Origin of the sequence: Streptomyces sp. NPDC051105, from assembly GCF_040682795.1 — a bacterium.
Classification (GTDB): Bacteria; Actinomycetota; Actinomycetes; order Streptomycetales; family Streptomycetaceae; genus Streptomyces.
Genome location: NZ_JBFBBR010000008.1, coordinates 183,694 through 209,154 on the forward strand (window position 1 = coordinate 183,694; position 25,461 = coordinate 209,154).

25 protein-coding genes and 2 pseudogenes are annotated in these 25,461 nt (G+C 72.0%); 12 read left to right on the forward strand and 15 right to left on the reverse strand.

The window, feature by feature from the left end; translation table 11 throughout:
- Positions 1 to 297: 297 nt before the first annotated feature.
- The gene (locus AB0N16_RS21270) at positions 298 to 945 is read right to left on the reverse strand and encodes an RNA-binding S4 domain-containing protein (protein ID WP_365798873.1); all 648 of its coding nucleotides are present in this window, start codon (positions 943 to 945) and stop codon (positions 298 to 300) included.
- Between the two features lie 123 nt (positions 946 to 1,068).
- Here AB0N16_RS21270 and AB0N16_RS21275 point away from each other — a divergent pair, with 123 nt between their 5' ends.
- A complete protein-coding gene (locus AB0N16_RS21275; protein ID WP_365798875.1) occupies positions 1,069 to 1,788 on the forward strand; it encodes a uracil-DNA glycosylase in 720 nt (239 codons plus the stop codon).
- 10 nt (positions 1,789 to 1,798) lie between these two features.
- Here the strand turns inward: AB0N16_RS21275 and AB0N16_RS21280 are convergent, their stop codons facing one another.
- Together AB0N16_RS21280 and AB0N16_RS21285 are read right to left on the reverse strand one after the other, a co-directional pair.
- Positions 1,799 to 3,271 (reverse strand): LamG domain-containing protein, encoded by a 1,473-nt coding sequence (locus AB0N16_RS21280; protein ID WP_365798877.1) that lies wholly within the window; start codon positions 3,269 to 3,271, stop codon positions 1,799 to 1,801.
- Positions 3,272 to 3,384: 113 nt separating this feature from the next.
- A complete protein-coding gene (locus tag AB0N16_RS21285; RefSeq protein ID WP_365798879.1) occupies positions 3,385 to 4,059 on the reverse strand; it encodes a GntR family transcriptional regulator in 675 nt (224 codons plus the stop codon).
- A 209-nt stretch (positions 4,060 to 4,268) separates the two neighbouring features.
- Here AB0N16_RS21285 and AB0N16_RS21290 point away from each other — a divergent pair, with 209 nt between their 5' ends.
- Together AB0N16_RS21290 and AB0N16_RS21295 are read left to right on the forward strand one after the other, a co-directional pair.
- Positions 4,269 to 5,726, forward strand: a complete 1,458-nt coding sequence (locus tag AB0N16_RS21290; protein WP_365798881.1) for an NCS1 family nucleobase:cation symporter-1 — start codon at positions 4,269 to 4,271, stop codon at positions 5,724 to 5,726.
- Between the two features lie 5 nt (positions 5,727 to 5,731).
- On the forward strand, positions 5,732 to 6,454 hold the full coding sequence (locus AB0N16_RS21295; RefSeq protein WP_365798883.1) for an aspartate/glutamate racemase family protein: 723 nt from the start codon (positions 5,732 to 5,734) through the stop codon (positions 6,452 to 6,454).
- 100 nt (positions 6,455 to 6,554) lie between these two features.
- On the opposite strand, the gene AB0N16_RS21300 is transcribed toward AB0N16_RS21295, so the two are convergent.
- On the reverse strand, positions 6,555 to 7,007 hold the full coding sequence (locus AB0N16_RS21300; protein ID WP_365798885.1) for a GNAT family N-acetyltransferase: 453 nt from the start codon (positions 7,005 to 7,007) through the stop codon (positions 6,555 to 6,557).
- Complete coding sequence (locus AB0N16_RS21305; RefSeq protein WP_365798887.1) at positions 7,004 to 7,417, reverse strand: RidA family protein; 414 nt, start codon at positions 7,415 to 7,417, stop codon at positions 7,004 to 7,006. The genes AB0N16_RS21300 and AB0N16_RS21305 overlap by 4 nt, the downstream gene beginning before the upstream one ends.
- 226 nt (positions 7,418 to 7,643) lie before the next feature.
- On the opposite strand from AB0N16_RS21305, the gene AB0N16_RS21310 reads away from it, so the two are divergent.
- On the forward strand, positions 7,644 to 8,027 hold the full coding sequence (locus tag AB0N16_RS21310) for a hypothetical protein (protein WP_365798889.1): 384 nt from the start codon (positions 7,644 to 7,646) through the stop codon (positions 8,025 to 8,027).
- Positions 8,028 to 8,341: 314 nt separating this feature from the next.
- Positions 8,342 to 10,198, forward strand: a complete 1,857-nt coding sequence (locus tag AB0N16_RS21315; RefSeq protein WP_365798891.1) for an FUSC family protein — start codon at positions 8,342 to 8,344, stop codon at positions 10,196 to 10,198.
- Between the two features lie 68 nt (positions 10,199 to 10,266).
- Here the strand turns inward: AB0N16_RS21315 and AB0N16_RS21320 are convergent.
- The 3 genes and pseudogenes from AB0N16_RS21320 to AB0N16_RS21330 form a co-directional block, all read right to left on the reverse strand.
- Positions 10,267 to 10,368 (reverse strand): annotated as a pseudogene (locus AB0N16_RS21320) (IS5/IS1182 family transposase); the annotation flags it as partial.
- A 41-nt stretch (positions 10,369 to 10,409) separates the two neighbouring features.
- Positions 10,410 to 11,195: a DUF4253 domain-containing protein gene (locus tag AB0N16_RS21325; protein ID WP_365798893.1), complete on the reverse strand. Its 786-nt coding sequence runs from the start codon at positions 11,193 to 11,195 to the stop codon at positions 10,410 to 10,412.
- Positions 11,196 to 11,320: 125 nt separating this feature from the next.
- Positions 11,321 to 12,277, reverse strand: coding sequence for an endonuclease/exonuclease/phosphatase family protein (locus AB0N16_RS21330; RefSeq protein WP_365798895.1), 957 nt, complete (start codon positions 12,275 to 12,277; stop codon positions 11,321 to 11,323).
- Between the two features lie 233 nt (positions 12,278 to 12,510).
- Between AB0N16_RS21330 and AB0N16_RS21335 the strand changes: the two are divergent.
- The 3 genes and pseudogenes from AB0N16_RS21335 to AB0N16_RS21345 all read left to right on the forward strand — a co-directional run.
- Positions 12,511 to 12,735 (forward strand): annotated as a pseudogene (locus tag AB0N16_RS21335) (amidohydrolase); the annotation flags it as partial.
- A 280-nt stretch (positions 12,736 to 13,015) separates the two neighbouring features.
- Positions 13,016 to 13,660, forward strand: coding sequence for a DUF899 domain-containing protein (locus AB0N16_RS21340; RefSeq protein WP_365798897.1), 645 nt, complete (start codon positions 13,016 to 13,018; stop codon positions 13,658 to 13,660).
- A gap of 154 nt (positions 13,661 to 13,814) precedes the next feature.
- Positions 13,815 to 13,994, forward strand: a complete 180-nt coding sequence (locus AB0N16_RS21345) for a hypothetical protein (protein WP_365798899.1) — start codon at positions 13,815 to 13,817, stop codon at positions 13,992 to 13,994.
- Here AB0N16_RS21345 and AB0N16_RS21350 read toward each other — a convergent pair.
- The 3 genes from AB0N16_RS21350 to AB0N16_RS21360 form a co-directional block, all read right to left on the reverse strand.
- On the reverse strand, positions 13,991 to 15,853 hold the full coding sequence (locus AB0N16_RS21350) for an ABC transporter ATP-binding protein (RefSeq protein WP_365799299.1): 1,863 nt from the start codon (positions 15,851 to 15,853) through the stop codon (positions 13,991 to 13,993). The genes AB0N16_RS21345 and AB0N16_RS21350 overlap by 4 nt on opposite strands.
- Before the next feature lie 519 nt (positions 15,854 to 16,372).
- The gene (locus AB0N16_RS21355) at positions 16,373 to 16,807 is read right to left on the reverse strand and encodes a hypothetical protein (RefSeq protein WP_365798901.1); all 435 of its coding nucleotides are present in this window, start codon (positions 16,805 to 16,807) and stop codon (positions 16,373 to 16,375) included.
- Positions 16,804 to 17,367, reverse strand: coding sequence for an ATP-binding protein (locus AB0N16_RS21360; protein WP_365798903.1), 564 nt, complete (start codon positions 17,365 to 17,367; stop codon positions 16,804 to 16,806). The genes AB0N16_RS21355 and AB0N16_RS21360 overlap by 4 nt, the downstream gene beginning before the upstream one ends.
- 500 nt (positions 17,368 to 17,867) lie before the next feature.
- Here AB0N16_RS21360 and AB0N16_RS21365 point away from each other — a divergent pair, with 500 nt between their 5' ends.
- From AB0N16_RS21365 to AB0N16_RS21375, 3 genes are all read left to right on the forward strand, one after another.
- Positions 17,868 to 18,728 carry a helix-turn-helix transcriptional regulator gene (locus AB0N16_RS21365; protein ID WP_365798905.1) on the forward strand — a complete coding sequence of 287 codons (861 nt, stop codon included), beginning with the start codon at positions 17,868 to 17,870 and terminating at the stop codon, positions 18,726 to 18,728.
- Positions 18,729 to 19,004, forward strand: coding sequence for a DUF397 domain-containing protein (locus AB0N16_RS21370; protein WP_089100964.1), 276 nt, complete (start codon positions 18,729 to 18,731; stop codon positions 19,002 to 19,004).
- Positions 19,005 to 19,087: 83 nt separating this feature from the next.
- Entirely contained in the window at positions 19,088 to 19,870 is a 783-nt protein-coding gene (locus AB0N16_RS21375) for an SAM-dependent methyltransferase (protein ID WP_365798907.1), read from the forward strand.
- A gap of 212 nt (positions 19,871 to 20,082) precedes the next feature.
- Here the strand turns inward: AB0N16_RS21375 and AB0N16_RS21380 are convergent, their stop codons facing one another.
- The 3 genes from AB0N16_RS21380 to AB0N16_RS21390 all read right to left on the reverse strand — a co-directional run bounded on the left by AB0N16_RS21380 (position 20,083) and on the right by AB0N16_RS21390 (position 23,179).
- Positions 20,083 to 21,570 carry a glutamate synthase subunit beta gene (locus tag AB0N16_RS21380; protein ID WP_365798909.1) on the reverse strand — a complete coding sequence of 496 codons (1,488 nt, stop codon included), beginning with the start codon at positions 21,568 to 21,570 and terminating at the stop codon, positions 20,083 to 20,085.
- Positions 21,571 to 21,791: 221 nt separating this feature from the next.
- On the reverse strand, positions 21,792 to 22,271 hold the full coding sequence (locus AB0N16_RS21385; RefSeq protein WP_365799301.1) for an anthrone oxygenase family protein: 480 nt from the start codon (positions 22,269 to 22,271) through the stop codon (positions 21,792 to 21,794).
- A gap of 206 nt (positions 22,272 to 22,477) precedes the next feature.
- Positions 22,478 to 23,179, reverse strand: a complete 702-nt coding sequence (locus AB0N16_RS21390; protein WP_365798911.1) for a DUF2293 domain-containing protein — start codon at positions 23,177 to 23,179, stop codon at positions 22,478 to 22,480.
- Between the two features lie 203 nt (positions 23,180 to 23,382).
- Here AB0N16_RS21390 and AB0N16_RS21395 point away from each other — a divergent pair, with 203 nt between their 5' ends.
- Positions 23,383 to 24,015 carry a uridine kinase gene (locus AB0N16_RS21395; RefSeq protein WP_365798913.1) on the forward strand — a complete coding sequence of 211 codons (633 nt, stop codon included), beginning with the start codon at positions 23,383 to 23,385 and terminating at the stop codon, positions 24,013 to 24,015.
- A 158-nt stretch (positions 24,016 to 24,173) separates the two neighbouring features.
- Here AB0N16_RS21395 and AB0N16_RS21400 read toward each other — a convergent pair whose 3' ends face one another.
- On the reverse strand, positions 24,174 to 25,301 hold the full coding sequence (locus tag AB0N16_RS21400) for a magnesium and cobalt transport protein CorA (protein WP_365798915.1): 1,128 nt from the start codon (positions 25,299 to 25,301) through the stop codon (positions 24,174 to 24,176).
- Between the last annotated feature and the right edge of the window lie 160 nt (positions 25,302 to 25,461).

Below are 25,461 nucleotides of genomic sequence, written 5' to 3' on the forward strand. Positions count from 1 at the left end.
CGTCCTGGCCTCGCTCTGGCGGGTGCGCTCTGCCGGCCGGCTCAGCTGAGCCCTGCCAGTCGGCCACGGCCCGTGAGCCCCGGCAGTCGGCCACGGCCCGTGAGCCCCGGCAGTCGGCCACGGCCCATGAGCCCCGGCAGTCGGCCACGGCCCATGAGCCCCGGCAGTCGGCCACGGCCCATGAGCCCCGGCAGTCGGCCACGGCCCGTCAGGCTCGGCAGCCGGCCCCGGCAGCCCGGCGGAGTGCCGTCGTCCGGCCCCGGCCCGGCGGAGCCCCGTGGAGTCGGCCCCGGTGGATCACCGTCCGCCGGGGCGCCCACCGCTCGGCCGACCCGTGCCGCTGGCTCCGCCCATGCCGCCGGCTCCGCCCATGCCGCCGGTTCCGCCCGTCGCTCCCGTTCCGCCGAGGCCGCGCAGCCGTTCCAGCTCGCGGCGGTCGCGCTTGGTGGGGCGACCGGTGCCGCGGTCGCGCAGGCCGATGGGGACGAAGGCCTCGCGGGGCGGTGGCGGCGGCGAGTTGTCGATGTAGCACTGGGCGGCCACCGGGGCGCCGACCCGCTTGCGGATCAGACGCTTCACGATGACGACCCGCTCCCGCCCTTCATGACGCAGCCGCACCTCGTCACCGACGCGCACGGAGTGGGCGGGCTTGACCCGCTCGCCGTTCACCTGGACGTGCCCGCCCCGGCAGGCGGTGGCTCCCATCGAGCGGGTCTTGATCAGGCGCACGGCCCAGATCCAGCTGTCGATCCGCACGTTCTCGCCGGGAGCGGGCGCCGCGGCCTCGGCGGCGGCGATGGCCGCGGCCACGGCCGCGGGGTCGGAGCCGGGGGCCTGGGCGGCAGGCGCCGGGATGCCTTCGGCAGCCTCGGCCGAGGCGGTGGCGGGGGTTCCCGTCCCACCGCTCTCCCGCTCCCTGCTCTCGCCCGCGTCCTCAGAAGCCATGCCCCGACCTTAGCCCCCCGAGCCGGGAGAAACGGAGCCGATTTCCCGGTCGCCCGCCCACCCCACGCGTACCGACCGCATCGATCTCGCACGGCCAGGTCCCCCGGCTCTACCGTGGACCTTGTGCCCCACCCCCCTCCCACCCCTCCCACCCCCCGCGACCCCCTCGCCTGCCTCGACCAGCGCGTCAGCGTCTGCCGGGCCTGCCCTCGCCTGGTCGCCTGGCGTGAAGAGGTGGCGCGCACCAAGCGCGCCGCCTTCGCCGACTGGACGTACTGGGGCAGACCCGTCCCCGGCTTCGGGCCGCCCGACGCCCCGTTGCTGATCATCGGCCTCGCCCCGGCCGCGCACGGCGGCAACCGCACCGGCCGGATGTTCACCGGCGACCGCTCCGGCGATGTGCTGTACCAGGCGCTGTATGACGTCGGGCTCGCCTCGCAGCCGACGTCAGAGCGCATCGACGACGGCCTGGAGCTGTACGGCGTGCGCATCACCGCGCCCGTGCACTGCGCCCCGCCCGACAACAGACCGACCCCCGAGGAACGCGACACCTGCCGGTCCTGGCTGGTCGAGGAGCTGACGCTGCTCCGGCCGACGGCGCGCGCCGTCGTCGTGCTCGGGGCCTTCGGCTGGCAGGCGGCCCTGCCCGCCCTCGCCGAGGCCGGCTGGAGCGTGCCCCGGCCCCGTCCGGCCTTCGCCCACGGCACCCGCGTGGACCTCGACGGCCTGGACCTCTTCGGCTGCTTCCACGTCAGTCAGCGCAACACCTTCACCGGCCGCCTCACCCCCGAGATGCTCCGCGACGTGCTGCGGACGGCGGCCGGGGCGGCCGGGCTGCGGTGAGACGGTGGGCTCAGACGATGCGGGCCGCCGCCACCGGGCGGTCGGTCACCGGGTGGGTGCCGGTGGACGCGGAGGAGTTGACGCTCCAGCGGTAGCGGGAGAACGCGCCGGTGGCGTCGGACGCGTAGAACATCATGTGGCCGATGCCGACGCCCTGGAAGTTCTCGCCGTCCACGCTGCCGACCATGCGGGTGTCGGGGTACTGCGGGTAGTTGCTCAGGCCGTACACCCCGTGCGGGTCGGAGGTGCAGTCGATGATCTCGACGGCGTACTGGGTCTCGTTCGGGAAGTCGGCGACCCCGCTGAAGACCCCCTTGACCTCGCGGACCATCACGATGTGCCCGGTGTTCTCGGCGTCCTGCCCGTTGTAGTCGACCGCGATCAGGTCACCCGGCCGTAGGTCGGCGACCTTGCGGACGGGGCGGAAGCGCGGGCCGCCGGTGTTCTTCAGGAAGGCCGAGCAGTAGTCGGCGGCCTCGGGGCCCTTCTCCTGGAAGTACTGGAGGAAGTAGGCGTCGGTCGCCCAGCCGTAGGTGTGTCTGAGCAGGGCCGTGACGAAGGACGCGCACCGGGCCCGGGCCACCCAGCTCGCGAGGTCGTCGGGGCGGCCCCAGATGACGGTCGCCGTCGTGTTCATCGCATAGACGTTGTTGGCGCGTGCCGTAGCGCCGCTGATCAGGGCGATCTCGGCGGCGCTCAGGGCGCGGCCGTAGGCGCGGACGTCGTCGACCGCGCCCTTGAAACGGTTGACGTAGCCGCCGTTCCACCGGGCCCGGCCGATGCCGAAGCCCTGGGTCGCGGCCCAGGACAGGGTCGTGTCGGCGCTGCCTTCCAGCACGCCGTTCACGTACAGCTGGACGCGTGTGCCGTCCCAGACACCCGTGAGATGGGTCCAGACGCCGGTCTTGGTGACCGGCGTGGAGCCGAGTGCGGAGATCTTGGCGCTCTGGTCCTCGCTGCGCACCTTGAAGGCCCAGGTCCCGGCGGTGTCGTCGTACTGGAGCAGGAAGCGGCTGGCGCTGCCGCCGTCCTGGCTCACGGCCGTGTACATGTTCGTCAGCACGGCGTCGTCGGCCAGCCGGACCCAGGCCGCGACCGTGAACGGGGCCGTGGTGTCCAGGACGGAACCGGTGGCCGCGTAGGCACCGGAGGTGCCGTCGAAGCTCAGCTCACCGCCCGCCCGCAGACCGGTCCAGCTCGCCCCGGAGCCCAGCGTGACGGGATGCTCCAGGCCGGAGCGGTCGGTGCCGGAGCCGTCCAGCGGCCAGTGCCCGGCCAGTCCCGTCGGCAGGTAACCGGCTGCCAGCATGCGCTGGTACTGCACCAGTTGCTCGGCCTCGGCCAGATGCGGTGCGGCGACCGGGGTGAACGGTGTGTCCAGCGGCGTGTCGGCCGCGGCGGTCCCCGTGCCCGCCACCATGCCGGCTGCCGCGCCCATCCCCATGAGTGCGGCTCCGCCCAGCAGCCCCCGTCTGCTCACCATGGTCATGCCCTCCCCGTGTGGTCCGATCGGATCCGTTCCGATCTTCACTGATGAGGAGAACTCTAGGAGATCCCTGTGCGAACTGGTGTTCCTGTGGACAACCCGGTGCGAGGTCAGAGGCGCTGGTCGGCCTCCTCGCCGAAGAGGTGCCGTACCGTCGACCGGTAGTTGGCCCGGACGTGGCCGAGGGCGCGGGCGCGGGCCCGGTCCGGGTCGCCGGAGGCGATCGCGTCGTACAGCTCGCGGTGTTCGGTGAGCAGCTGCGGCCACTCCTCGTTCCGCCGGGTCAGCCAGCGCAGCCGGCCGTCGACCGGTTCCATCACCGAGATGAGCAGGCTGTTGCCGGCCAGGGTCAGGATCCGGTCGTGGAAACGGGTGTTGATGTCGGTGATCGTCTCGGCGTCCCCGGCCCGCGTCGCCGCGGCGGCCCGGGCGAGCAGGTCCCGCAGCTCGGCCAGCGCCTGCGGGGTCGCCCGTGCCGCCGCCAGCCCGGCCGCGTATACCTCCAGCGCCTCGCGCAGCTCGAAGAGTTCCTTGACGTCGGTCGGGGTCAGCCGGCGTACGACGGTCCGGCGGGCCGACTCGAAGTGGACGAAGCCCTCGGCGACCAGGGCCCGGATCGCCTCCCGGACCGGCACCCGGGACACCCCGAACCGCTCGGCCAGCTCGCGTTCGACCAGTCGGTCGCCCGGGCCCAGACGCCCCGCGATGATGTCCTGCCGCAGGGTGGCGAGGACGCGCTCGCGCACCGCGCCCAGGGGTTCGATCTTCGTCGTGGGGGATCCCATGGGTCCATCTTCGCCGACCTGAGGGGGCTTTTACGGAGCCGTAACGGGACGGACATCGGTCGGAACGCTTGACGGGAGGACCATGACGACAGTTTGGTATACCAAACGCGCGCAGTACTCGGCACCCGGCATCCGGCAGCAGCACCCGGCAGCCGTCCTCCTCTCTCCCTCGCCCGCTCCCTCCCCGCCCCGTAGTCCCTGGAGGCCCCGTGTCCCTGGCCGACAGCGCCGAAGCCACCGGCGCACCCGCGTTCGTCCCCGACCCCCGGCTCACCAACGAAGACCTCGCCCCCGCCGAGCAGCGGAACTGGAAGGTCTTCGACCTCTTCGCCATGTGGATGTCCGACGTCCACAACCTCGGCAACTACACCTTCGCCGCCGGACTGCTGGTCCTCGGCATGAACGTCTGGCAGGTCTTCACCTCCCTCCTCGTCGGCTTCGTGCTCATCTACATCGGCATGAACTGGATGGGCCGGATCGGTCAGCGCCACGGCGTGCCGTTCCCGGTGGTCAGCCGGATCAGCTTCGGCGTCTGGGGCGCCAACGTCCCGGCGCTCATCCGGGCCGTGATCGCCATCATGTGGTACGGCATCCAGACCTATCTGGCGTCCGTCGCCGTCAACGTGATGCTGCTGGCGGCCTGGCCGGGCCTGGAGTCCTGGACGCACCACTCCTTCCTGGGCCTGGACGCCCTCGGCTGGACCTCCTTCGTCTCCCTCTGGCTGATCCAGGCGGCGATCATCAGCCGGGGCATGGAGACGATCCGCAAGTTCCAGGACTTCTGCGGACCCGCGATCTGGCTGGTCATGATCGCGCTGGCCGTCTGGATCCTCGCCAAGGCCCACTGGACGATCTCGCTCACCTCCACCCCGCACCCGGTCTCCGTCGGCGAGCAGTGGCGGCAGTGGTTCGGCGCGATCGGCCTGATCCTGGCGACCTACGGCACGCTGATGCTCAACTTCTGCGACTTCTCGCGCTTCGCGCCGGACTACCGCACCGTCCGCCGCGGCAACTTCTGGGGCCTGCCCGTCAACTCCACTGCGTTCGTGGTCGTCTCGGTGATCGTCACGGCCGGCTCGCTGGAGGTCTTCGGCGAAGCCATCACCGACCCGGCCGAACTGGTCGCCAAGGTCGGCAACACCTGGGTCCTGGTCGTGGCGGCCCTGACCTTCGCGGTCGCCACCATGGGTGTCAACATCGTCGCCAACTTCGTCTCACCGGCGTACGACCTGGCCAACGTCTGGCCGCAGAAGATCAGCTTCAGGGTCGGCGGCATGATCAGCACGGTCGCCGCGCTGGTCGTCACCCCCTGGAACCTCTTCTCCAACCCCACCGTCGTCAACTACTTCCTCGGCGGCCTCGGCGCCTTCCTGGGCCCGCTGTTCGGCGTGATCATGGTCGACTACTACTGGGTCAAGCGCGGCAGGGTGGACGTCGAGAAGCTGTTCGACGCGACGCCGGGAGCGCCGTACCACTACCGCAAGGGCGTCAACCCCAAGGCCCTGTGGGCGTTCCTGCCGTCGGCCGCGGTCGCGGCGGTGCTCGCGCTGGTGAAGACGTTCGGCGATGTGGCGCCGTACTCCTGGTTCATCGGCACGGCACTGGCCGCCGGGCTGTACGCGGCGCTCTGCCGCGGTGACCGAGCCGTCGTACCCCGGGAGGTCTGACGACCGTGCGGATCGTCGTCACCAACTGCAACACCACGCAGGAGATGACCGAGGAGATCGTACGAGGTGCCCGGGCCGCCGCAGGCCCGGGCACCACCGTGACCGGACTGACCCCGGGCTGGGGCCCGGAGTCGGCGGAGGGCTGGCTCGACAGCCACCTCTCGGCCGCGGCCGTCATCGACGCGCTGCGGACGTACCACGGCCCGCCGTACGACGCGGTGGTCATGGCCGGTTTCGGCGAGCACGGGCGGGAGGGCGTACGGGAGTTGGTGGACGTACCGGTCGTGGACATCACCGAGGCCGCCGCCCATCTGGCCTGTCTGCTGGGGCGCCGGTACGGCGTCGTCACGACCCTGGAGCGGTCGCGCGGGCAGATCGAGGACAGCCTGGAGACGGCCGGGGTGGCCCGTAACTGCGCGGCCGTGACGGGCACCGGACTGGGCGTCCTCGACCTCGCCGGCGACCCCGGGCGCACGGAGGCCGCGTTCCTCGCGGCGGCCGAACGGGCCCGGGACGCCGGCGCCGAGGTCCTGGTCCTCGGCTGCGCCGGGATGACGGGACTGCAGCGCGCGGTGGGGGAGAAGCTCGGGCTTCCGGTGGTCGACGGGGTCGGCGCGGCGGTGAAGCTGGCGGAGTCGCTGGTGGCGCTGGGGCTCACGACCAGCCGGGCGGGGAGCTATGCGAAGCCGTTGCCGAAAAGGCGGGTGTGGGGGGCCGGGCCCGCCTAGCGGCGCGCGCCGGGAACCCGGGTCCCGTGGGAGTCCTCGACGCCGACCTGATCGCCGGGGTGCACGCTCGACCGATCCGCGGCGGGTCCGGCGCGTGGCTTCAGGGCCGCCAGACGTACCGCACGTCCGGCTCCCGCTCCTCGTTCCCGCTGCCGTCCGTGTGCTCGACGGCGAGGAAGCCGTGCCGCTCGTAGAAGCGGCGGGCGGGCTTGTTGACCTGGAACGTCCAGAGCGTGAGTCCCTGCGGGGAGCGCTCCTTGGCCAGTGAGACGAAACGGTCACCGAGGCCCCGCCCCCGCCACTCGGGGGCCAGGTACAACTGGGACAGCAGATCCCCCGCGAGCACCATCACGCCCACGACGCGACCGCCCGTCTCCGCGAGCCAGGTCTCCCGCTCCGGCACCACGACATCCCGGAAGTACGCGCGCACCTCGTCGTCGGAGCGCGCCCGGACGACGGTGGGCAGGGCGGCGGAGTACGACCGCAGCCAGACGTCGGCGACGGCGCCGGCATCCGGTCCGACCGCCCGGCGCAGCACGGCCTCGGCGTTCATCCCTGAGTCACCTCGGGCACCACGGCCGTGGCCGTGATCTCCACCAGCTGACCGGTGTACCCGAGGCAGGCCACGCCGATCAGCGTCGACGAATGCGGCCCGGCACTGAGCCCGGAAGCCTCGACGACCTCCCAGACGGCGGACAGTACCGCCGGGTCGCTGCTCACGACGTACACGTCGGTGGCCAGGACATGCGCCAGGTCGCTGCCCACGGAGCGCAGTTGCTCGCCGAGATTCGCGACGACCTGCTCGGCCTGCCGCACGGGGTCACCCGCACCGGCCAGCTGTCCGTCGCCGTCGAGGGGCACGGACCCGGCGAGGAACGCCAGTCTCGTACCGGCCTCTACGACGGAGACGTGCGAGTAGCCGGGCGGCGGAAAGAGCGCGGGGGTGGTGACGCGGCGGATCACGGCGGCTCCTCGGACAGACGGCGGACAACGTCCCGATCATCCGGACCCAGGACCGTGACCGCACCCCAATATCCGTCATGGCGTCAGCTTCGGTCGATATCCGTTCGACAGGGCGCCGCCCGGCCGCCACTCTTGCGTCCGTGTACACGACATACCGGGGACACCGGGGGGCGGCGGACAGCCGGCGGCCCGCACCGGAATCGTCGGCGACCCGTCGGAGACTGCCATGTCACGCACTGTCCACCACGTCCCGAGCCGGCACCGCACCGGCCCGGCGTACTGGTCACGGGGTCTGCCGGGTCCTTGCACCTCCCATGTCCTCGCCGAACTCCGGTACCCGGGCAGGAAGGCGTCCCGCCAACGCGATGCCGGCCGCCGCCCCGTGCCGACCCTCGTAGTCCGGGCCTTTGCCGCGTACACCTACCCGCGGGCCTTGAACGCCCGGCCCGGAGGGCCGTACGAGTCGACGGCCAGGGCCGCGCTGCGGACCTTTCGCACCGTGGCCCGCAAGCGTCTGCGCGCGGCCTCGCCCGATGCCCTGCTCCGCGTGGCCGAAGAGCTTGACCATCCGCCGACCCGGCACCGGCACCGAGACCTCTGGGAGTTGTGAGCGGTGCCCGACGCGGCGCTCCGGTGGGGTATTGGACCACCGTGAAGTTCTCGGGCGCCCTCCCCGCCCGGCGTATCAACGAACTCCTCGACCGGGTCGAGAAGTTGCAGCAGGCCGTCTCGGGCCCGTGCGCGGTCGGCGTGAAATTGCGTTCATAAAGAACACGGCCCTTCGCCCCACTTGTCACACCTCGGAAATGCAAGCGCACCGTTCCGTACGGGAACACGATCTACCGTGGACAGACCCAGACCGGAAGCCACGGCCGCCGTCGCCCGAAGGCATACCCCCGCCCTCGTCCGCCGTACAGGAGCCCCGTGTCCCGTCGTACCGCCCTGCCGCCCTGGCTCGCCCACGCCCTGCGCGCCCAGCGCGGGCCCGTGCCCTGGAGCGCCGTGACGCGAGGGGCGCTGGCCGCCGGGCCGCTGCTGCTCACCGCGGTCCTGCTCCACCACACCTCGCTCGGTGTCGTCGCCGCCATCGCCGCGATGCTCGCCGGGATCAACGACCGGCCGGGCAGCCGGCGGGCCGCCGTCCGGCGACTCGGGGCGCCCGCGGCGGCCGGAGCCGTGGGGCTGCTCGTCGGGACCTACGGCGGCGAGCACCTCACCGCCGTCCCCCTGACCCTGCTGCTCACCGGGCTCGGACTGGTCGCCGGCGGCATGAGTGCCGTCGGCCCCGTCGCCTCCGGGGCAGGGACGCAGTTGCTGGTCGCAGCCGCCATCGGCGCCGGGATGCCGGTCGCCGAGGAGGGCTGGCAGCGGGCCCTCGCCTTCCTCGCCGGAGCCGGCTGGCTACTGGTGCTGCGCCTCGCCCTGCCCACCCCCGGCGCCCTCACCGGCGACTACCGCTTCGACGGGGAACGGGACGCCGTCGCCGCCGTGTACGACGCCGTCGCCGACCTGCTCGACGCCGTCGGCAGCGAGGCCGCCCTCGCCCGGCGCAAGGCGCTGAGCACCGCCCTCGACCATGCCCAGGACGCGCTCACCGGGCCCCGGTTGCGGCGGCACGCCAGTTCCGCCGCCGAACGCCGGCTGCACGCGCAGTACGCCGCCGCACTGCCCCTCGCCGAGGCCGCCACCGCCCTCGCCTGGGCGGAAGAGCCGATATCCGCGCGGGCCGCCGCAGGGCCACGGCGGCTCGCCATCGCGGTCCGGGAGAACGACGGCACCGGGCCGCTGCCCGCGCCGTCCCGGTCGGCACCCGCCCTGCGCGCCCTGGACGACGCCCTGCTGCGCGCCGCCGAGGCCTTCGACCGGGCCGAGGGCGCGCGGCACCGGCCGCCCGCCCGGCGCCGCAGCCCGAAGGAGGTGCTGCGCGCCGCGCTCGGCAGCGGCGGCCGGGAGTACGGGCTGCGGGTCGCCCTCAGTTTCGGGGCCAGCGCCGCCACCGCCCAGGCCCTGCACCAGGCCCGCTGGCACGGCGAGCACCAGCACTGGTACTGGCTGCCCGCCACCGCCGTCTTCCTCGTCAAGCCCGACCTCGGACCGCTCGCCTCCCGGGTGCTGTGCCGGGCCGCCGGGACGGTGCTCGGCGCCCTGCTCTTCGCGGGCTTCGCCGCGGTACTGCCCCGGCCCGAGGGGCTCATCGCACTGGTCGCCGTCTGCGGAGCGGTCATCCCGGTGTCCACCCGGCACTTCGCCGCCCAGACCGCCGCCGTCACCGTCCTCGTGCTCGCGCTGGTCATGGTCGGCGGCGAGCCGCAGGCCTCCGCCGGCCGCATCGGCGAGACCCTGCTGGCCTGCGCGATCGTGCTGATCGTGGGGCATCTGCCGATGGCGGGAAAGCGGGGCGGCGGGGTACGGGCCCGGCTCGCGGCGGCCGGGCGGGCCGCGCACGCCTACCTCGACCACGTACTGAGCGAGTCCGACGACCGCGGCGAACGCTGGGCCCTGCGCCGCGAGGCCTACCGCACCCTCGCCGAGGCCCGCACCACGATCGCCCTCGCCGCCGCCGAACTCCCCGCCCTCGCCCGGCACACCAAGGGCACGGACGCGGTGGCCGCCGTACTCGAACGGCTCGTGGACACGACCACCGCATGTGCCGTGCACCTCGACGAGACAGGCCGGCTCACCCCCCGGCACACCCGGCAACTCCAGGACCTGGCAGCCGAGTTGGAGCACGGCGGGCAGCGGCTCGGACTCACGGTGCCCCGGATGCCGGTCTCCGCGTAGGGCGTTTCGTCGGGATCACTTCGGGCGGCTGCCGCGAACAGGCCGGTGGCCGCGTCGCTCGGCCGGAACGGGATCACCGCGCGGATCCCGCGCCTGCGCGGCTGCTCGCGATGCGCGCGTGAAGAGTCCGCCTCGTCGGCCCGGACCTCGTCCGGCTCGGTGCGCGGCCGTACCCGCCGTCGTGGAGTCCACCGAGACGACCCCGTCCTGCCTAGTCCCACCAGAACGACCAGGACGTCCGTCCCACGAGGTCCGTCGCGTACTCGGGGAACGGTGTGGGCGGGTCATCGACGATGTTGTCGGCGGTCGACAGCACGTGCTCCAGAGCGAGCAGTTGCGCGTGGCCCGCTTCAACGGGAGGTCTCGCGACCGACACGTACAGCTCGCTGCCGAACACCGCCACCACGCGGGCACCGAAGCGGTCCTCCCAGCTCCGCAGGAGTGCGCACAGCAGAGGCAGTGGTGCCTCCGAGGACCAGCCGGTCAACGCCAGAGCATCGCTGCCGCGACGGGCCGGGACGAGAACGAGGCGGCAATCGGCCAGCCCGAAATCGCCCCTCTTGATCAGCTGTGCCAGCAGACCGGACGCGGCCTCCTCGGGCGTCGGGGCCGCGGACGTGACCGGCATCTCCGGTGCCAGGCCCGGCCACTGCTCGAAAGGCGGTCCGGGGTCGTGCGGCCACGGCTCGATTCCTTCGGGTGCCGGGACCGGCGTCGGGTCCGTCCAGAAGGGCAGCCTCCTGCGGCGGTACTCGGCGAAGTCCGCCGCCAGCACCTCCTCCAGGCGGACGGCGTCGACATGACTCAGGCTGAGCGGACTGCCCAGGCTGCTGGGCCAGCACAGGAAAGGAATCAGGCCGTGTGCTCCATGCTCGCTCAGCAGGCGAGGCCACAGCCGTTCGACGTCGTCAGGGAACTTGTCGGAGATCCACACGTGTGCGGGACCGCAGGGCAGGAACCGGCCAGGAGGCAGACCGTCGGGCAGGGTAAATGACATGGTGGCACCGTAGACGGGGGGACTGACAGCAGACCGTGGTACTGACAGCGCAGCCACCCGTAGGGCCGAAGAGCGCCTCCGCCGCCCGCCGTCCCGGACGCTCCCGCCCTTCACCCGCCGGGGCCTCAGTCCTCGAACCGCGCCCACACCGGTGCGTGGTCCGACCCCGGTGCCCCGCGGCGCTCCGCCGGGTCCTCGCCCACCGACGGCAGGGGCGGTGATGCGGTGGTGCCCGGGAGACCCGTACCGGCCTCGGTCAGGCGGTGGACCAGGTGGTGGCTGAGGAGGATGTGGTCGATGAGCTCGTGGCGGCCGGAGTCGACGCGGGAGTAGCGCTGCGTGGCCGGGATCCGCGGGGCTGTGTCCCACAGCCGTACGGCGTCGCCCTTGTCGGTGTGGTCGTAGCCGGTGGTGCCGAGTTCGGAGCCGGGCGGCCCGAGGAGGATCTGGGTGGTGGCCGCCTGCACCTCGTCGTTGAGGTCGCCGAGCACCGCCACGTCCCTGGACCTGCCCTGCCCGGCCAGGAGTTCGTCCGCCAGCGCCCGCAGAGCCGCCGCCTCGGCGGCGCGCCGGAAGAGGGCGTACGCCCCGTAGCGCGCCCGTTCGCCCTCGTCGTGCGGGTAGAAGCGGTCACCGGGGTAGGTGAGCAGCTTGGACTTGAGGTGGGCCGCCGCCGCCGTCAGCGGACCGGCCGCGGTCTGGACCGTCACGGCCAGGAAACCGCGCCCGGCCCCGGTGGCGGTTCCGCCCGAGTCGTCGGTCTGCACCGGGTCCAGCCGGGCCGGGAGAGCCGCCGTGTCGGACACCACCGTCAACTCGGTGCGGGCCAGGAAGCCGACCCGGATGCCCCGGCCGTCGGGGTGCGCGGAGAGGGCGACGCGCCAGTTCACGCCCAGCAGTTCGGCCAGATCCTCCAGGGCGCCGGGGTCGCCGACCTCCTGGACGCCGAGCAGGGTCGGATCCAGTGCGCCGATCACGGAGGCGAGGGCGACGAGCTTCGCCTCGTACGCGGACTTGTCCTTGGGGCCGTAGGGGCTGCCGGGTCGGTAGAGGTTCTCAAGGTTCCAGGTGCCGAGGAGCATGCCCGGCTCCTTCCAGGAGGTGGTGCGGCCAGCGTGCTCGTCCCGGCCGGTACGCGACAGAGGCAGGACAGGATGCGCGGTTCGGCTCACGCGGGCCGACGACCCTGCCCTACGTTGGGGCGATGAGCTCCGCTCCCGCCGATCGCGGCTCCGCCCCTGCCGATCGCGGCTTCACCCCTGCCGATCGTGGCTCCAGTCCTGGCGATCGCGTTTCCGCTCCCGCCGACCTCGTCATCACCGGCTGCACCGCGCTCACGCACGACGAGCAGGAACGGATCGTCTTCCTGGAGAACGCCTCGATCGTCGTACGGGACGGTGTCGTCGAATCCGTGGGAGCGGGCGCCGACACGGCCGCCGTGGAGCGGATCGACGCGCGTGGGCAGGTCGCCATGCCGGGGCTCGTCAACTGCCACACCCACGCCCCGATGGTCGCGCTGCGCGGGCTCGCCGAGGACCTCGCCGCCACGCTCGTGCACAGCGCCCGCGCGGCCGACGTCCGCACGACGATCGTCGACGGCCGTGTCCTGATGCGCGACCGCGAGCTGCTCACCCTGATGTGCCCGCGATCGCAGGAGAGTTGCGGGAGCGACTCCCCGCCCTCGTCGACCGCAGCCAGGGCCGACGCATCCAGGAGTACGACACCTGACGGTGACGCCGGAAAAAAACTCGGCGTCGCCGATGAGTTCTCCTTCGCCCGGCGGTCACCACCCGGAACCGACCGTCGTACAGGAGGGCCCCATGTCGCTTCCGGAGATCGTCTCGCGTGAGCGGTGGCGTACCGCGCGTGAGGAGTTACTGCTCAAGGAAGAGGCGCTCACGCGCGCGCGGGACGTGCTGAACGCCGAGCGGCGCCGGCTCCCGATGGTCGAGGTGGACCCCCAGTACGTGCTCGAGGGCGGCGACGGCAAGGTCACCCTGCTCGACCTCTTCGAGGGGCGGCCCCAGCTGATCGTCTACCACTTCATGTTCGCCCCGGAATGGGAGGCCGGCTGTCCCAACTGCTCCGCGTTCCTGGACCAGATCGGCCACCTGGCCCATCTGCGGGCGCGCGGCACCTCGTTCGCGGCGGTGTCCCGGGCGCCGTTCACCAGGATCCTGCCCTTCAAGGCGCGGATGGGCTGGACCCTGCCCTGGTACTCCTCCTACCACAGCGACTTCAACCGCGAATTCGGAGCGACCCTCCTGGTCGACGACGAACCGGTCGAACGGCCCGGGATCAGCTGCTTCCTACGGGAACACGACCGGGTCTTCCACACCTACTCCGCCCACGACCGCGGCCTCGACGGACTCGGCTCGACCAGTTCCCTGCTCGACCTGACGGCGCTCGGCCGGTTGCCCGCGGGCAGCGATCGGGTGCGCTATCACGACGAGTACGAGGACTGACACAAGCGGTCACGAAAGTGGCCGAAAGTCAACGGACTCTCACCCTCCGCGCCGGTGACGTGTCGGCTATGTCTCAGTACCGTCACCGGGCGAGCCATCCGTGTTCTCCAGAGCGTTAACTCCTACAAGTACGACGCACTTCTGGAGGTGCAGGATGGTGAACGGGCGAACGGTGCTCGAACGCTTTTCCGCAGGCGGACCGCGAGGATCATGGCCGGCGGAGGAGTTCGCGCACGCGCGGCGACTCGAAGGCATGCCCGCGGAGGTCGTGATGGACCTGGCGACGGACACGTTCCTGGTCATCGTGCGCGGCGGCGACGGACCCCAGGGCTAACCCACCTTCCGGGCGGGCACCTTGGCCGTGAACTGGTCCGCCTGGAGCGCGTACAGCTCCGCGTAGACCCCGCCGCTCGCCAGGAGTTCGTCGGGCGTCCCGGACTCCACGACCCGGCCCTCGTCGAGGACGTGCACCAGATCCGCGTGGCGAACCGACGCCAGTCGGTGCGTGATCAGGACGACGGTCTGCCCGCCGCCCGCCAGTGCGCGGATCTTCTCGAAGACCTCCAGTTCGGCCCGGGCGTCCAGGGCGGCCGTCGGCTCGTCCACGATCAGGATGTGCCCGCGCCGGTAGGCGGCCCGCGCGATGCCCAGCCGCTGCCACTGACCGCCGGACAGCTCGTGGCCGCCGCTGAAGTTGCGTGCCAGCAGGGTGTCCAGGCCGCGCGGCAGATCCTCGACCACCTCCTCCGCGCCCGCCTCCGAGACCGACCTGGCCAGCCGCTCCTCGGTGAGGGGCGCCGACGAGCGGCCGACGGCCACGTTGACCTTGGCGGTGAAGGGCCAGCGCTTGAAGTCCTGGGCCACCATCGCGATGCGCTCGGCGAGCCGGTGCCGGTCGGCCCGCGCCGCGTCGACCCCGTCCCACAGGATGCGGCCCCGGTCTGGCTGGTACAGCCCGGCCAGCAGCTTGACCAGGGTGGTCTTGCCGGAACCGTTCTCGCCGACCAGGGCGACGATCCGGCCGAGCGGGAGGGTGAGGGTGACGTCGTCCAGGGCGGCGCGGGTGGCATCACCCGGATAGGTGAACGTGACGTTCTCGAAGCGGATCTCCCGTGGATCCTCCGGGAGCGGGTCCCCGCCGATCGGGATCGCCCGTTCGGCCGCCTCGACGTACAGCCGTTCCAGATCACCCACGAACAGCGCCTCCTCGTGCAGCGTGTTGATCTCCAGCACCAGCGTGTTGAGGCTCGCCGAGCCGGTGCGGATCGCGATCACCGCCGTACCGGCCACCGACAGGGCCATCGCCCCGCTGACCAGCAGCGCGCCCAGCGTCGCGTACGTGGCGACGGTCGCGAGGCCGGTCCAGGCCGCCGCGATCAGGCCGGTACGGGCGGCGAGCCGGGCCAGCCGGGCCTGCTCCGCCTCCGCCGTCTCCGACATCGCCCGGAAGTGCCGCAGGAGGAAGGGGCCGACCCCGTGCACCCGGATCTCCGGCGCCGCCTCCGGCTCGGTGAGCAGCGAGCTGATCAGATGGCCGGCGCGGGCGTGCTGCACCCAGGTGTGGAACGACTCGTAGCGGCGCCGGGCGTTGGTCAGGGCGCCCCACGCGCTCGGGATCGTCATCGTGATCAGCAGCGGCAGCAGGGCCGGGTGCAGCACGGTCAGCACACCGGCCGCCGCGATCAGCGAGATCATCGCGTTCACCACGCGTGTGCCGTACATGATCATGCGGCGGGCGGAGGAAGCACCGTACTGCGCGGTGTCCAGCAGCTTGTGGAAGGCGTGGTCCTCGATCGCGGCGAGCTCGACGGCCGCCGCGCGCTCCAGGTACATCTCGGTCGCCACCCGCTCGACCTTGGGTTCCAGGCGGCCCGTCGCGTAGGTGGACGCGGCGCGCAGCAGGGCGGCCAGGAACATCACGGCGGCCATGATCACCAGGGCGGGGGCGGCGCCGCGCAGCCGTTCCTCGATGGTGCCGGTGCCGATCAGCCGGCCCAGCACGCTGTTCACGGCCAGCAGGCTCACGGCCTGGGTCACGCCGATGGTCACCTGTGCGGCCAGCACCACGCGCGCGGCGCCGGCGTCCGCCTGGCGGGCCAGCCGCAGGCTGGACATGAGCATGCCGGGCATGCGGGTCAGCATCGCGCGGAGGTCCAGCTCCAGGAAGGCGTCCCGGTGCTGGTTCCAACCCATGTCGTAGCGGAGCGGCCCCCCGAACAGCAGCCGCTCCGACTCCGACACCTCGGACGCCGCCGTGTCCCGCCTCTTCGTCACCGAGTTCCTCCCCAGGTCCGTCGACGAACGGCCACTATCGCGGCCACGGCGCCCGCCGGGCAGGGCGTGCAACGGGGCTCACGGGGCGCGGGGGAGTGCGCCGGGGGTGCGGGCGAGGATGGGCGGACGGGGCATGGGCGGACCGGGGGTGGGCGGACTGGACATGTGCGGACTGGGCATGTGCTGACTGGGCATGTGCTGAGCTGCCGAGCCGGTTCTCGGTTCGGGCGGCCGAGCTGGTCGTCGCTCTGAACGGCCGAGCCGGCTCCTGCTCCGGACGGTTGAGCCGGTCCTCGGTTGAGAGGGTTGAGCTGGTCCTGGGTTCGGGCGGCCGAGCTGGTCGCGCTGCGAGCGGCTGGGTCGGTCCTCGGTTGAGAGGGTCGAGCTGCTCTTCCGTCGGTCGGTCTCACGCCTCTGTCGGCCGAAGCCGCGCAGCGGTCACGCGCTGAGTGGGCGAGACCACTCCGGTGTCGTCCCTGTCACCCGGCACAGGGCGAGGTAGAGCGGTATCGGCGGGGTGTACGGCACCGTGCCCTCGGAGCGGTGGATCAGCCGGGCGGCGCCGGGCAACGGGGCCCCCGGGCTGTAGTGGGCCGGAGCGGGCCAGCTGAGGGCGTAGTCGGAGTCCGACGGGACGATCCACCACCAGTGCGTGCCGTCGGCGTACACACAGCCCACCCGCGGCAGCCGGGGCACCACCAGCGGCCCGAGACGCGCCGGTACCGCCACGGCGTCGCAGCCCAGCGGTGTCGTCATGCCCTCGGGCACCGGGAGTCGACGGACACCGCCCTCGGCCGTCGGCCGCCGGCCGCGTTGCAGCCGGACCAGGGTGTCGAGGCCCAGCGACCCGCCGGAACCGGGGACGCCGTTCACGCCTGCCTCCGCCCGGGCACCGGGCGCAGCGCCGCCTCCGACTGCCCCTCTTCCCCGGAACCGGGCGAGGGACGGTGGACCGGGCTGTGCGCGGGCCCGTGCGACGGGTCGCGCGAGGGCCCCCGGGACGAGCCCGGGTCGGGGCGTGCGCCCCACCCCAGGTCGTTGCGGGGTTCGGCGGTGTCCTGGGCGGCATCGGTCTGGCGCGGCAGCTCCGCCCAGACCAGCAGCCCGGGACCATGCTCCTGAGCCCCCCACGCCTGGCACAGCGCCTCGACGAGGAGCAACCCCCTCCCGTGCTCCTCGTCCGGACGCTGCGGGGACGGGTGGGGCTCGTCGGGTGCACAGCCCTCGTCGTGCACGGCAATCCGCACCGTGTCGTCGTGGTCGTGCAACTCGCACACCACGCGACTGCTCGCGGTGTGCACGATCGCGTTGGTGACCAACTCGGATATGACGAGTACGGCGGTGTCACAGGTGTCCGCGCAGACCGACCAACCGGTCAGCCGGGCGCGCACCAGGCGTCTCGCCTGGGCCGGGGAACCCGGATGAGCGGCCAACTCGAACCGGAACCGGCGCTCGGCAGCGCCCCTACCAGGGGCGACAACCGCGGCAGCGCCGAGACCGAGACGGTCTCCGGCGGCGTCTGTTCCTAAGGGCGCGGACGGAATCACGCTTGCCACTATCGCCCCGCCGTGAACACTTGGCAAGAGTCACTCTGAAAAATGCAGAGTGCTGTGTGACGCGGTGAGGGGCCGTGGCACACTGCTCGCAACAGCATGTCGAGCGGCGCCAGTTGGGATCAGTGAGGATCCGGCGGACCGATCCGGCCAATGCGATCGATGTGACCGAATCGGGAGTTTCCGGTTGTTTTGGTCAATTCGGTCACCCTGTCGGCCTGGTTGTTCCGTCGGATCTTCGAATGAGTCTTCGAATGGCGCCGCTGGGCTGTCAGCATGCCGCTGACACCTGTAGCCGGGTGACACCTGTATGTGGCGGCGACTGTGCCGCCGACGCGCACAAGTGGCGCTCCGGACAGGGAACTTCGTGGAGGTGGAGCGTGAGCGAGCCGCGGTCCGCGCCGACCGTGGGCCAGGTGGTCCTCGGCCGGCGCCTCCTTGACCTGCGCGAACGCGCCGGGCTCAAGCGTGAGGAGGCCGCCCGTGTGCTCCGCGTGGCGCCCGCCACCGTCCGCCGTATGGAGATGGCCGAGGTCGCCCTCAAGATCCCGTACCTCCAACTGCTCCTGAAGGCCTACGGGGTCACCGACGACGAGGCCGACGTCTTCGTCCGGCTCGCCGAGGAGGCCAACCAGCCCGGCTGGTGGCAGCGGTTCCACGACATCCTGCCGGGCTGGTTCTCCATGTACGTCAGCCTCGAGGGCGCGGCGAGCCTGATCCGCTCCTACGAGCCGCACTTCGTGCCCGGGCTGCTGCAGACCGAGGACTACGCGCGCGGGGTGCTGAAGTCGGGAGCCGTCGGCCAGACCCAGCCGGAGGAGATCGAGCGCCATGTCGCCCTCCGGAGGCAACGCCAGGAGCTGCTCACCCGTGCTGACGCCCCCCGCTTCTGGGCCGTGATGGACGAGACCGCCCTGCGCCGCCCGGTCGGGGGCCCGGAGGTGATGCGCGCGCAGATCGACCGGCTGCTAGAGGTCACGAAGCTGCCCAATGTGACGCTCCAGGTCGCCCCGTTCGCGAGCGGGCCGCACCCGGGGACGTACGGGCCCTTCGTGCTGTTCCGATTCGCCATGCCCGAACTGCCGGACATGGTCTACAGCGAGTACCTGACCGGCGCCGTCTACCTGGACGCGCGTACCGAGGTGGCGACCCACCTCGAGGTCATGGACCGCATGGCGGCGCAGGCCGCTACGGCACAACGCACGAAGGAGATCCTGCGGGATCTCCGCAAGGAGCTGTGAATGGATCGCATCAAACCCCAGTCCGGGCCACGGAACCGCACCGAGCGGATCTACAACGGCATGCCCGCCCGGGAACTGGGCAGCGAGGGCTGGCACAAGCCGTGGAGCGGCGGCAACGGCGGCAACTGCCTGGAGGCGATGAAGCTGGCCGACGGCCGGATCGCCGTCCGCCAGTCGACCGACCCCGACGGACCGGCGCTGATCTACACCACGGACGAGATGACGGCCTTCATCGAGGGCGCCAAGGCGGGGGAGGCCGACTTCCTGCTCTCCTGAAGCTGCTTCTTTTTTCTTGTTCAACTTCTTTGTAATGGTGCTGAATTGATGAGTGACCGTGTCAGACGCTTACGGAGCGCCTCGTGATCGACACCAGCAAGCCGCATCCCGCGCGGATGTACGACTGGTATCTCGGCGGGAAGGACAACTACCCGGTCGATGAGGAGATGGGCAGGCAGATGCTGGCCCTCGACCCTCGGGTGCCGGTGATGGCCAGGGTCAACCGCGCCTTCATGCACCGCTCCACCCGGTGGCTGGCCGAGCAGGGCGTACGGCAGTTCCTGGACATCGGCACGGGCATCCCGACCGAGCCCAACCTGCACCAGATCGCCCAGGGCGTCGCGCCCGAGACCCGGGTCGTCTACTGCGACAACGACCCGATCGTGCTGGCCCACGCGACTGCCCTGCTGCGCGGCACGCCCGAGGGCGCGACGGAGTACCTCCAGGCCGATGTGCGCGACCCGGCGGCGATCCTCGCCGGCGCACGCGCGATCCTGGACCTCGACCGCCCGGTCGCGCTGTCGCTCGTCGCCCTGCTCCACTTCGTCCCCGACGAGGACGGGGCCCACGAGCTGGTCGGTCGGCTGCTCGCCGAACTGCCGTCCGGCAGCTACCTGACGATGACCCACGCCACCGCCGACTTCACGCCGGAGGAGTCGGCGGCGGCCACCGCGAAACTCAAAGCCGCCGGAGTCACCCTGGCGCTGCGCTCCCGGGAGGAGTTCGGCCGCTTCTTCGACGGCCTGGACCTGGTCGACCCCGGCGTCTCGGTGGTCCACCACTGGCATCCGGAGCTGGGCGAGCCGGTGCCGGGGCAGGACGACGGGGTGATTCCGGGGTACGGGGCGGTGGGGCGCAAGCCGTAACGGCTTCGTCGGCCCGGGTCAGAGCCACGACGGCCCGAGGGACTCGGGGACGGGGCGCTTCGGCATGGTGACCTGGGCCGGGGCAGGTGAGTCATTCACACCCCGATGTTCCGGTGTTCGGCTGCTTTGGTGCTTGGTGCTTGGTGCTTGGTGCTTGGTGCCTTGGTGCTTCCGGTGTGTTCGGCGGCGGTCCCGCATCCCACCGCCCTCATCTACACGGACATCGGCCGGTCGTACGGCGATATCGGTGCCGGGAGCTGCGAACTCCCCGTCAGATAGCGGTCGACGGCCGCCGCCGCCGCCCGTCCCTCCGCGATCGCCCAGACGATCAGCGACTGCCCGCGCGCCGCGTCCCCGGCCGCGAACACACCGGGCACGTTCGTGGTGAACTCCGCGTCCCGGGCGATCGTCCCGCGCGGCTCCATCACCACCCCCAGCTGGTCGATGAGCCCGTCCTCCCGGTCGGGACCCGAGAAACCGAGCGCGAGCAGCACCATGTCGGCGGGCAGCGTGCGAACGGTCCCGTGCACCGGCCGCCGCGCCGCGTCCACCTCCGTCAGATGCAGCGCCCGCACATGCCCGCTCGCGTCGCCGGTGAAGCGGAGCGTCGACGCCGCGAACAACCGCGCGTCCGCGTGCGCCGCGGGCGCCGTCTCAAGGTCCCGCGCCTCCTCGTGCGCCGCCGACAGCCGGTAGATCTTCGGATACGTCGGCCACGGCTCGACGTCCTCGTCCCGCTCCGCCCCGGGCTGTGCGTAGATGTCCAGCTGCGTCACCGACGCGGCCCGCTCCCGCACCGCCGTCCCCAGACAGTCCGCCCCCGTGTCACCCCCGCCCACGATCACCACATGCCTACCGGCCGCCGACATCGGCGACCGAGCCAGATCCCCCTCGCCCACCCGGTTGGACAGCGGCAGATACTCCATCGCCTGGTGTATCCCGTCCAACTCCCGGCCCGGGACCGGAAGTTCCCGCCATGTCGTCGCCCCGGTCGCGATCACCACCGCGTCGTACCGCGCCCGCAGCTCCGCCGCCCCGATGTCCCGCCCCACCGCCACCGACGTACGGAACTTCGTCCCCTCGGCCCGCATCTGCTCCAGCCGCCGCTCCAGATGGTGCTTCTCCATCTTGAAGGCGGGGATGCCGTAGCGCATCAGCCCGCCCAGCCGGTCGTCCTTCTCGTACACGGCGACGGTGTGACCGGCCCGGGTCAGCTGCTGCGCCGCCGCGAGCCCGGTCGGACCGGATCCGATCACCGCCACGGTCCGCCCGGACAGCCGTTCCGGGGGCCGCGGCGAGGCGAACCCCTCCGCCCAGGCCCGGTCGGCGATGGCGCACTCGACGTTCTTGATCGTGACGGCCGGCTGGTTGATCGCGAGCACGCAGCCCGCCTCGCACGGCGCCGGACACAACCTCCCCGTGAACTCGGGGAAGTTGTTCGTCGCGTGCAGCCGGTCGCCCGCCGCCCGCCAGTCCTCCCGCGACACCAGGTCGTTCCATTCCGGGATCAGATTGCCCAGCGGACACGCGTCGTGGCAGAACGGCACCCCGCAGTCCATGCAGCGGTCCGCCTGCTTGCTGATGATGGGCAGCAGCGCCCCTGGGACGTACACCTCGTCCCAGTCCCGGACCCGCTCCTCGACCGGCCGCCGAGGCCACTCCTCCCGCGGCGTGGTCATGAAACCCTTGGGATCGGCCATGGTCGACTTCCTCGTGTGCGTTTGCCCCAGGCCGTGCGTCATGGGCGGTGCTCTTTCGGCCACGATACGTCCGCTCGGTTGCACCCGCAGAGTGGCTGGCAGCACCTTCTGCGGGGGCTTCCTCAGGCGATCGCCAGCCGGGAGTCAGGCCGTCGCCAGCCGGGAGTCAGCCGGGAGCCAGGCGGAGGTAAGCCGTGCGTCAGTTTTCTCCCATGCCTCCCTCAGGACAGGGCCAGTACGTAGACGACCGCCGCCGCGGCCGACGTGAAGGTGCGTATGTGGTTCCACCGCGTCCACTCCCGCACATACGCCGGCCAGTAGGCGGCGGCCTCCGGGGTGCCCGGCTCCAGCTCGGCCAGCGCCTCGTTCCGTGGCACGTTCGCCGTCAGGGTCAGCCCGAACGAACCGAACAGATACAGCGCGCTGCCCAGCAGCAGCTCCGTCTTCCCGTCGTCCGGCCACACCACGAACGTCACCACCCCGATCATCGCGCACAGCACCGCCGACCCGGCGAACACCAGCATGAACGCGGGGGTCACCGCGGCCCGGTTGATCGCGTTCATCGCGGCGACCCCCTGCGCCGGCGGCAACGCGGCCAGCCCGCGCATCACAAAGGTCGAGAACCCGCAGAACACCCCTGCCACCAGCCCGGTCCCCAGTACCCCCAGCAGGACCAGTACGTAATTCGGCCCGTCGATCACGATCACCACACTCACTCTCGCCCCTCGCCTCGACACCTCCGCCACTCAAGTCAATGCCCATGCCCGCCCTGCCTGCCTACCTCCCTGTCCTGCCCGGCCTCCACCGGTCAGCTGTCCTGCCCGGCGTCCACCGGTCAGCTGTCCTGCCCGGCGTCCACCGGTCGCCGTCGTGCCCGGCGTCCACCGGTCAGCTGTCCTGCCCGGCGTCAGCCGGTCAGGCGAATGTCCACCCCGGCCTCCCACTCCCGCAGCACCGCCTCCACCGTCCTCGCGATCCGCCGCCGCGCCTCGTACCGTGGCACCCCGCTCATCAGCAGCTGGTCGTACGGCGTGTCCACATGCCGTACCCCCGCCACCACCGCCGAGACCACCGCCCCCTCCGTCAGCGCCCGCCCGGCCGCGGTCCGCCCCACCCGCCCGCTGCCCCGTAGCGAGGCGTGCGCCGCGATCGTCCGGGCCCGCTCCACCGGGCAGCCCGGGAACAGGCGCAGGATCTCCGCCGCGAAGGCCTCCGCGAACCGCACATCCTCCGCCGCCCGCCGCTTCGCGTCCCGCGCCCGGCGGCGCCGCCGCGCCTCGGCATCGGCCAGACATCGCACCTCGGCCCGGGCCAGCGCGGCCTCCTCGACGAGGACGCCTTGCCGCTCGTACCGGCTCCTGCGCCGGTTGAACCGCACCACCACCGCCGACAGGGTGCTCTCCTCGCGCGACCGCCGGGTCAGCGCGGTGTCCCCGCGCGGCAGGAACACCAGGTGCCCGAGATCGGCGCACTCCAGACACCGCGGCGCCCCGTCCTCCAGCACCAGCAATGACAGCGGCCCTCGCCGACAGGCCGCACACCGCTTGTGCCGGAGGGGCTGCACCACCAGAAGTCCACCGTGGTGAGGGGGAGTTGCGAGGCGTGTCATATGCGGTTCTTTCCCCTTCGAACGAGGTGTCCCACGTCTGTACGGCGCCGGGCGCACGACCGGCGGTTCGGCCGTAAGCGGGAGTACGCCCCGGGCGCCGTCGGCGATACCCGCGGCCCAGGGCACCGGGCACCTTGACGCATCTCACGGGGTGCCCCGGCCCCGGCACGTCCGCAGCCCTGCCCACGCGGCATCATGACCCCGTGCGACTCGAAGCGATCACCTGGGACCGGCTCGCCGAGCGCCTTGCCGAGCGGCTGGCCGAGCTGAAGCCCGCCGACGGGGGCGCCTGGCCGCGTGTCGCCCTCGACGGTGCCCCGGCCGCCCGGCCCGGGGACCTCGCGGAGCGCGTCGCGGAGGCGTTGCGCCTGCGGGGCCGGCCTTCGCTCGTCGTGGGCGCCGAGGGCTTTCTGCGCCCCGCCTCGCTGCGTCTGGAGCACGGTCGCCGTGACGCGGAGTCGTACTACGGCGGCTGGTTCGACACCAACGCCCTGTGGCGGGAGGTCTTCGGCCCGCTCGACCCCGGCGGGACCGGGCGTGTCCTGCCCGACCTGTGGGACCCGGCCACCGACCGAGCCACCCGCAGTCCCTACGTCCAACTCCCGCCCGGTGGCCTCCTGTTGCTGCACGGACCGCTTCTGCTGCGGCACTGGTTCCCGTTCGACCTGACCGTCCACCTCCTGCTGTCTCCCGGCGCCCTGCGCCGCCGTACCCCCGAGTCCGAGCACTGGACCCTCCCCGCCTTCGAGCGCTACGAAGCCGAGAGCGACCCCGCCGGCACGGCCGACGTCCTGGTCCGTGCCGACGACCCGCGGCATCCGGCATGGAGCGGCTGAACCACCCGCGGCGGGCCCGGCGCTCTGCCCTTGGCGGCCGATCCGGCAACCGCCTTGGTGCGCGCATGCGGGTAACCGGTCCGGGCGCATGATTCGACTCTGAAGCCGCCCTGAGGGGCCGTGGAGGTCGTGGTCCTCGGTGCTGCCGGTCGTGGGGCTCAGAGCCAGCCGTTGCGCCGGAAGCCCCGGTACAGCACCAGACAGGCCAGGGATATGACGCCGATGACGAGCGGGTAGCCGAACCGCCAGTGCAGCTCCGGCATGTGATCGAAATTCATGCCGTACACCCCGCACACCATCGTCGGCACGGCGATCACCGCGGCCCAGGCCGTGATCTTCCGCATGTCCTCGTTCTGGGCGACCGTCACCTGTGCAAGATGCGCCTGGAGGATGGAGTTGAGCAGTTCGTCGAAGGACGCGATCTGCTCCTTGGCCCGCATCAGGTGGTCGAGCACGTCCCGGAAGTAGGCCTGTATCTCCGGGGCGATCACCCGTATCGGCCGGGTGGTCAGCTCCTCCATGGGCCTGCCGAGCGGCACCACCGCCCGCTTCAGTTCCAGGAGTTCACGCTTCATCTGGTAGATCCGCCCCGGATCGGCCCGCGCCCCGTTCTCCGCGAACACGTCCGCCTCGACCTGGTCGATGTCGGCCTGCACCGCGTCCGTGACGTTCAGATAGTCATCGACCACATGGTCCGCGATCGCGTGCAGCACCGCCGCCGGCCCCTTGGCGAGCTGGCTCGGCACCGCCTCCAACTCCTCACGCAGCGGCCCCAGCGAACCGTGCCGGCCATGCCGTACCGTGATCACGAACTCCTCGCCGACGAACACCATGATCTCGCCGGTGTTCACCACCTCGCTGGTCGCCGTCAGCTTCTCGTGCTCGACGTAGCACACGGTCTTGAACACCGCGAACAGCGTCTCGCCGTACCGCTCCACCTTGGGGCGCTGATGGGCCTCGACCGCGTCCTCCACGGCCAGCGGGTGCAGGTCGAACAGCTCGGCGATGCCCGCGAACTCGCTGTCCGTCGGCTCGTGCAGCCCCAGCCAGACGAACCCCTCGCCCTTCTTGCGCACCCGCTCCACGGCGGAGTACAGATCGCTGCACTCCGGGACCCGTACACCCTCCTCGTACGTCACGCAGTTGACCACCGAGGAGCCCAGGGGCGACCGCGCGTGATGGTTCAGGTCGACGCGGGGCCGCCGCCGGGCCAGCCGCGCCACCTTGCGCAGGCCGCCGGCCCTGCCCAGCTCTGTGACCTTCCGCAGATTCCCTGCCATCGTCATCCGGATCTCCTTGCATGGATCCCTTCGCGCAACGCTTCCGCGCCCTGCCGGGCAAGTCTGCCAGCCCGGCATGAGACACGGGTAAGCCTGTGGGAGCAGCAGGTTCCGGTTGGTTCCCGCCTGTGGACGACCCGGCCTCACGAGGCCTGTTCCGGCCCGC